Raw genomic sequence first — 6,421 nt, 5'->3', positions numbered from 1 at the left:
AGCGGACCCGACGGGACGCCCAGGTCGGCCAGCAGCAGGCGAAGCTCTACGCCGACTGCCTCGAAGCGCAGTTCGGGCGCCGGCCGCTGATCTTCTACACGAACGGCTACGAGCACTGGTTCTGGGACGACGCGATGTATCCGCCGCGCCCGGTGCAGGGGTTCCTGAAGAAGGACGAGCTGGAGTTGCTGCACCAGCGGCGCGGCAGCCGGAGGACGCTCGATGACGTGGAGGTAGATGGAGCGATCGCCGGCCGCTTCTACCAGGCGCGGGCGATCCGCCGGGTTGGCGAGAGCTTCGAGCGGGACGCGCAGCGCAAGGCGCTGCTCGTCATGGCCACCGGGTCGGGCAAGACGCGGACGGTTGTCGCGCTCGTCGACCAGCTGATGCGGGCGAACTGGGTGCGGCGGGTGCTGTTCCTCGCCGACCGCGTGGCGCTGGTGCGGCAGGCGCACGGCGTCTTCAAGGCGCACCTGCCCACGGCGCCGAGCGCAAACCTGCTGGAGCGGCACGATCCGCGGAAGAACGACCACACCGGCGCCCGGGTGTTCCTCTCGACCTATCCGACGATGATGAACCTGATCGAGGAGATGCAGGACGGGGCGCGGCGCTTCGGCCCGGGGCATTTCGACCTGATCATCATCGACGAGGCGCACCGGTCGGTCTACCGCAAGTACAGGGCGATTTTCGAGTATTTCGACAGCCTCCTCGTCGGCCTGACCGCCACGCCGCGCGACGAGATCGACCGCGACACCTATTCGCTGTTCCAGTTGGAGCGGGGCGTGCCGACGGACTCCTACGACCTCGAGGACGCGGTCGCCGACGGCTACCTGGTGCCGCCGAAGGCGGTCTCCGTGCCGCTGAAGTTCCAGCGCGAAGGCATCCGCTACGACGATCTCCCGGACGAGGAAAAGGAGGCGTGGGACGCAATCGAGTGGGACGAGGACGGCACGATCCCGGACCGCGTCGAGGCGGCCGGCATCAACAAGTGGCTGTTCAACGAGGACACGGTCGACAAGGTGCTCGAGTTCCTGATGCGCAACGGCGTGAAGGTCGAGGACGGCGCCAGGCTCGGAAAGACCATCGTCTTCGCGAAGAACAGCCGCCACGCCGCCTTCATCGTCGAGCGGTTCGACGCGAACTACCCGCACCTCAAGGGCCAGTTCGCCCGGCTGATCGACTACAGCGTGCCCTATGCCCAGTCGTTGATCGACGCCTTCTCCGAGGCGGACAAGCCGCCCCACATCGCGGTTTCCGTCGACATGCTCGACACCGGGATCGACGTGCCCGAGGTGGTGAACCTCGTCTTCTTCAAGATCGTCCGCTCCAAGACCAAGTTCTGGCAGATGATCGGCCGCGGGACCCGCCTGCGCCCGGACCTGTTCGGCTCCGGCGAGGACAAGGAGAACTTCCTGATCTTCGACTTCTGCCAGAATTTCGAGTTCTTCGACCAGCACCCGGATCTCTCCGAGGGCGCCCTCGGCGACACGATCACCCGGCGCCTCTTCGTGGCCCGTGTCGAGCTGATCGGCGAGCTCGACCAGAGGGAGGGTGTTGGGGATGACGCTGTGCGCGGAGCGACGGCCGCGAGGCTCCACCGGGAGGTCGCCGCCATGAGCCTCGACAACTTCATCGTCCGGCCCCACCGCCGCGCCGTCGAGCGGTTCAAGGTGGCAGAGGTCTGGCGGGCGCTGACCGATATCGACCGCGAGGAACTCGTCGAAGAGGTCGCCGGCCTGCCGTCGGGGTTCGTCGACGACGACCTGCCGGCGAAGCAGTTCGACCTCCTGCTTCTCTCCGGCCAGCTGGCGCTGCTCCGCGCCGAGGCGCGCTTCGCCAGCTGCCAACGGGAGGTTCGCCGCCTCGCGGCGAGCCTGGAGGCGCTCGGCAACATCCCCGCCGTCGGCCAGCAGCTGGCCCTGATTCTCGAGGTGCAGACCGACGAGTTCTGGCAGGACATCAATGTCGGGATGATCGAGGCCGTCCGGGTGAAGCTGCGCGACCTTGTCAAGCTCATCGAGTCCGGGGAGAGAAAGATCGTCTACACCGACTTCGAGGACGAGATCGGCGGCGCGACCGACGCCGCCGTCGGTGACGCCGCGATTGGCATGGACGCGGGGCGGTTCCGGCGAAAGGTGAATCGCTTCCTCGAAGTCCATAGTGACCACATCGCCCTTCAGAAGGTGCGGCGCGCGGAGCAGATCACCGCGCGCGACGTCGCCGAGCTCGAGCGCATGTTCCTAGAGGAAGGTGTCGGCGACGAGCGCCGGCTTGACACAATCCGGAACGAGGGCGGTCTCGGTCTGTTCTTCCGGAAGCTGACGGGGCTCGATCGGCAGTCGGCAAAGGCCGCGTTTGGCGCGCTTGCCGGCGTGGGCTCTCTGTCAGCCAGCCAACTCCACTTCATCGACCTAATCATCAACTACTTGACCGAGCGTGGGATCATTGACCCCTCGTTGCTCTACGAGAGTCCATTCACCGACGTCAGCGACCAAGGGCTCAGCGGGGTTTTTCCAGCTGAACGATCGGCCGAGGTGTTGGAAATCGTCAGGCGAATTCGAGCGACGGCGGCGGCATAGGCAATCCGCCGTTCGCGACGGTGAAGGCCAATGACGGTCGGGGCCGAGGCGGAGTATCGGATTTCAGATGGCTATCCGGCCGCGAGGCCCTCTCCAAGCGTGGTAGAGCTTATCCGCGGAACTTCCGTGCCATTACCTCGGCCGCCTCGCGGAGCGGCGCATCGGCGAGATGCGCGTAGCGCTGCGTCGTCGTGGGGTTCGTGTGCCCTAGGAGACGGCCGACAATCGTTAGACTCAGACCGCTCGAGACGAGGTGTGAGGCATGGGTATGACGATTGTCATGGATCCGGTAATCCTGAAGGCCCGCCGCCCCACAGATCTGCTGCCAGAACCGCTTGAGTTCTTTGAGGGACTGGCCAGGGATTCTGCCGGGAAACAGGTGCTCGGCGGTCGACCGGCCACGCATCGTAGTGAGCAGTTCAACAGTGGCGGTCGACAGCGGCAAGTGCTCGGTCCGTTTCTGCTTCGTGTGATGTGACGGCTTGGTCCAGACGCCCCGGACGAGATCGAAGTCCGCCCAGGTCGCGGAAAGTACCTCGCCGATCCGCGCCCCGGTCAGGAGTTGCAGTCTGATCGCATCCGCCGCGACCTGGTTCGGATGCGCGTCGAGCGCCTCGGTGAGCGCCCGAAGCTCACCGTCCGAGAGCCAGCGCGTCCGCTTGTCCTCGTGGTATTTCTCGACGCCAGTGGCCGGATTGTCCGGTCGCCAGCCCCAACGAAGCCCGAGACTGAACATCTTCGAAAGAAGCGCGAGGACTCGGTTGGCCTGATATGGCGTCCCGGCGAGGCTGTTGTGCAGTCTCTGAACGTCGTTCATGCCGATCTCGGCGACCTTGCGTTGTCCAAGCGCGGGCAGGATGAAACGTTCGATATAAGCGCGATCCGCTTTGGCGCTGCTCGACCTCTTTTTCGCCTCGGCGTGGTCCTTGAGATAGGCGTCGCAAAGCGCGGCCAGATCGGGCGCGCGACGACGGTTCGTGCGGTCCGCCGCCGGATCGGCGCCGCGCAGCGCATCGGCCAAGAGGCCCCGCGCCCGATCACGGGCCTCGTGGAAGGAGAGCAGCGGACCGTGCGGCCCGATCGTCATCCGGCAGGAGCGGCCGTTCTCGCGGTTGCGATACTGCACCACATAGCTCCGGCTCCCGCTCGCCTTGACGCGCACGCCGAAGCCGGGAAGCGTCTCGTCCCAATAGATCGTTTCCATCCCCTCCGGCTGGAGCTTCTCGACGGTGGTCTTCGTCAGTCGGACATTCGGCATGAGCGTGCATCTCCGGATCGGGTAAGCGTAAGGTAAGCAGAACGATGGGAAATGCAAGGAGTTCGAGGGAGTGGATGGGCCGCAGGTGCCAAATCATGTATATGATTATACGCGAAAAAATATGAATCCAAGAATCCTCAAGTGCTCGAAAGAATGCCTGTCCCAGTGACTGTTAATCAATTGGTCGTAGGTTCGATCCCTACCGCCGGAGCCAATCACCCTTGACGTAATTGGGAAAATTGGCAGACCGCGAAATCTGCTGACAACCTGCCGTTACGATTTCGGCGCATTGCGCCAAGCAATGAAGGTGTCGCGGACTCGCTTGGCGACCGACCGCGGGGCTATCGCGGCATTGTACGCGGTCGTTCTTTCAATCACCAATCGGCCCCGCTCAAACCGATCGCGCGTGACCGTTCGCCACGGATCAAGGTCGTCCTCGCGCGTAGCAGTCCGCGCCCTTCGTCCGCCGCGTAGTCGTCAAAATGTTCGATCATGTCCCGTATGGCCGTGAGGCCGTTCATGCCGTTCGCCTGAAACAGCGGTCAAAGACGGAAATGATGCCCTTTGCGTTTATCGAACAAAGCCCCGCCACTCGATGGTCCTACGCCGGCCGCGCGAAGGTCGCGCGGGCGTGTTCGACCTCCTGCCGGAGGGCGCAGCCCTCGGCGTGGTCGTTGACGAGGCCCATGGCCTGCATGAAGGCATAGATCGTCGTCGGGCCGACAAAGGCCCAACCGCGCTTCTTCAGGTCTTTGGAAAGGGCGATCGATTCCGCGCTGGTCGAGACGATTTCGGTCCGCGCGGCCCCGCGCGGCGCCTCGAAGCTCCAGACATGGGCGGCGATCGAGCCCTTGTCGCGGATGAGTTCGCGGGCGCGCCGGGCGTTGTTGATCGTCGCCTCGATCTTGCCGCGGTGGCGGACGATGCCGGCGTCGGCCAGCAGCCGCGCGACGTCGCTCTCGTCGAAGGCCGCGATCCGCTCGAAATCGAAACCGCGGAAGGCGGCGCGGAAATTTTCGCGCTTGGTCAGGATGGTCCGCCAGCTGAGGCCGGACTGGAAGCCTTCGAGGCAGAGCTTTTCGAACAATCGCCGGTCGTCATCGACGGGAAAGCCCCATTCGGTGTCGTGATAGGCGAGATAATCCGGCGTCGACAGGCACCAGCCACACCGCGGCCGCCCGTCCGGCCCCTCCGACACCGCCATCGCCTGTCCTCCGCGCTCGTTCGCTCCGGCGCAAGGTGGCGCCTCCGCCTCGGCCGCGTCAACGGTCCCCTCGTCGAGCGCGATACCGGGTCGCCGGGGCCGGACTTGCCGCCGGCGGGCGGGAATGCCAGAAGCGCGGCGTCGGTCCGGCGCGCGAGGGTCTGGTGATGGCATGGTTCCGGCGGTTCGATCCGGCCGCGACCCGCGGGCTCGGCGTGACGCTGGCGCTCGCCGGCGGCGGCGGGGCGGCGTTCGCGGCGCTCGGCCTGCCGGCCGGCTGGTTGATGGGCGCGATGATCGCGACCGCCGCCGCCGCGATCCTCGGTCTCGAGGTCGGGTTGCCGCCGCGGCCGCGCGATCTCGCCTTCCTGCTCGTCGGCATCTCGATCGGCTCCAGCGCCACGCCCGAGAGCCTGCTCCAGATCGCCGCCTGGCCGGCGAGCGTGGCGCTGCTCGCGCTGTCGGTCGCCGCGACGCTCTTCGCCGGCTCCGCCTATCTCGAGCGCGCCCACGGTTGGGACCGGACGACCGCGCGTTTCGCCTCGATGCCCGGAGCCTTCTCGGCGGTGATGATCATCGCCGCGAGCAGCGCGGCGGACGTGCCGCGGGTGGTGCTGGCGCAGAGCCTGCGCATCTTCACCCTCGTCCTCCTGATGCCGCCGCTCATCTCGCTCGTGACCCCGGGTGATCGCGCCGCGGCGCCGGCGGCGACCGTCACCAACGGTCCGGGCGAAGCCCTGCTCGTGTTCGTCGTCGCCGGGCTCCTTGCCATGCTCCTCGTCCGGCTGCGCGTTCCGGCCGGGACCGTGCTCGGGGCGATGGTGGCGAGTGCCACCCTCCACGCGACCGGGATCGTGCATGGGCGCTTTCCCCAGCCGCTGGTGATCGCAGGGTTCGTTGCGACCGGCGCGGTGATCGGGGCGCGGTTCCGCGGCACCACCGTCGCCGTGCTGCTCCGCACCGCGCCGGGCGCGTTGGCGAGCATCCTGATCGCGCTTGGCATCTCGGCTGGTTTCGCCTGGATCGGGGCATGGCTGCTCGGCATGCCGTTCGGCAAGACGTGGCTCGCCTATGCTCCGGGCGGGGTCGAGGCGATGGCGGCCATGGCCCTCGCTCTCCATCTCGACCCGGCCTTCGTCGGTGCGCATCACGTGCTGCGCATCCTCGGGCTGAACCTCGTTGGCCCGTTCTGGCTCGGGCGTCGACCGCCGACATAGCGGTCAGCGTGCGGGACGGATCGCGCGCGGGCCTCGTACCAGATCCGTTTTGCTTGGTTCGGATCGAGATGTTTTAGCGGACCGATCTTAGGGGGCGCCAGTGGCGCCCCCGCGGTCCGCGCGCCCGGAGCAAGCTTGCGGAGGGCGCGAGGGGTGAAGATTT

At 66.5% G+C, this 6,421-nt stretch carries 4 protein-coding genes; 2 read left to right on the top strand and 2 right to left on the bottom strand.

The window, feature by feature from the left end; genetic code table 11:
* The coding region (locus Q0480_RS06225) for a DEAD/DEAH box helicase family protein (RefSeq protein WP_299131522.1) at nt 1–2,579 on the top strand (2,579 nt) is incomplete at its 5' end.
* A gap of 109 nt (nt 2,580–2,688) precedes the next feature.
* Here the strand turns inward: Q0480_RS06225 and Q0480_RS06220 are convergent.
* Nucleotides 2,689–3,837, bottom strand: a complete 1,149-nt coding sequence (locus Q0480_RS06220; protein WP_299131523.1) for a site-specific integrase — start codon at nt 3,835–3,837, stop codon at nt 2,689–2,691.
* 601 nt (nt 3,838–4,438) lie between these two features.
* Entirely contained in the window at nt 4,439–5,041 is a 603-nt protein-coding gene (locus Q0480_RS06215) for a DNA-3-methyladenine glycosylase I (RefSeq protein ID WP_299131521.1), read from the bottom strand.
* Nucleotides 5,042–5,208: 167 nt separating this feature from the next.
* Here Q0480_RS06215 and Q0480_RS06210 point away from each other — a divergent pair, with 167 nt between their 5' ends.
* Nucleotides 5,209–6,258, top strand: a complete 1,050-nt coding sequence (locus Q0480_RS06210; RefSeq protein ID WP_299131520.1) for an AbrB family transcriptional regulator — start codon at nt 5,209–5,211, stop codon at nt 6,256–6,258.
* The last annotated feature ends 163 nt before the right edge of the window (nt 6,259–6,421 follow it).

The sequence above is a fragment of the uncultured Amaricoccus sp. genome, from assembly GCF_937891315.1.
In the GTDB taxonomy this organism is placed as follows: domain Bacteria; phylum Pseudomonadota; class Alphaproteobacteria; order Rhodobacterales; family Rhodobacteraceae; genus Amaricoccus.
The sequence above is the reverse complement of the archived record's forward strand: the minus strand, read 5'-3'. Positions and strand labels throughout refer to the sequence as shown.

Bases quoted from the DNA above. Each gene is read 5' to 3' on its own strand.
- Q0480_RS06210 (WP_299131520.1), top strand. From the start codon at position 5,209: ATGGCATGGTTCCGGCGGTTCGATCCGGCCGCGACCCGCGGGCTCGGC.
- Q0480_RS06215 (WP_299131521.1), bottom strand. From the start codon at position 5,041: ATGGCGGTGTCGGAGGGGCCGGACGGGCGGCCGCGGTGTGGCTGGTGC.
- Q0480_RS06220 (WP_299131523.1), bottom strand. From the start codon at position 3,837: ATGCCGAATGTCCGACTGACGAAGACCACCGTCGAGAAGCTCCAGCCG.